At 43.3% G+C, this 789-nt stretch carries 1 protein-coding gene; it reads right to left on the minus strand.

Translation table 11 applies throughout. The features are described from left to right. A partial coding sequence (locus ACTRC3_RS11710) for a radical SAM protein (RefSeq protein WP_440323189.1) occupies positions 1-535 on the minus strand: 535 nt, incomplete at its 3' end. Positions 536-789 lie beyond the last annotated feature (254 nt).

Raw genomic sequence — 789 nt, forward strand, 5'->3', positions numbered from 1 at the left:
TGTCTGTGATACCAGGAATCAGCACATGGCGAATCCATACGGGTTTCTTGATGTCACTCAGATAACGGGCGCAATCGAGGATATTTTGGTTGGAATGGCGAGTCAACTTGCGATGCTCCTCATCATCAATATGCTTGATGTCGAGCAAGATCGTATCCGTGACTTGCATCAGTCGCTCAAACTTCTCGAAGAACACACCCTTCTGAGTAAAGAGTTGTGCAGAAGTGTCGAGACAAGTATTGATTCCTCTTTGGTGTGCCTTCTCGAAAAGTTCCAAGAGGAAGTCGATTTGCAGAAGAGCCTCACCACCACTCACCGTGATGCCGCCTTTATCGCCCCAATAGCTGCGGAAACGTTCTGCCTTGTCCAACAAGTCGTCAGCATACCACTCCTCTCCCACTCCTGTCTTCCAAGAATCCGGATTGTGACAGAACTGGCAGCGCATCGGACATCCCTGCAGGAAAATCAAGAACCGAATGCCCGGCCCATCCACAGAGCCGAAGCTTTCTATACTATGAATGAATCCTCTTTGCATCTGTTATTGTTTATGAAGATTATAGACACCCCACAAGGCAAAAGAACCCATAAATAACGCAATTACACCTAAAAATATAAAAATTCCCATATCACTTTATCTTTTTGGATATTAATAAAAACACAAAACCAATCAATGTGAAGAAAAGAACCATCAAGACTCCTAATGTATAAATGCCCACAAACTTCTCTTTTACAGATCAATTTGTGGGCACTCAAATATCATGATTTGAAAAGGAGCTACTTACTCCTTAC

Source organism: Laedolimicola sp., from assembly GCF_051972735.1.
GTDB classification, from domain to species: domain Bacteria; phylum Bacillota; class Clostridia; order Lachnospirales; family Lachnospiraceae; genus Laedolimicola; species Laedolimicola intestinihominis.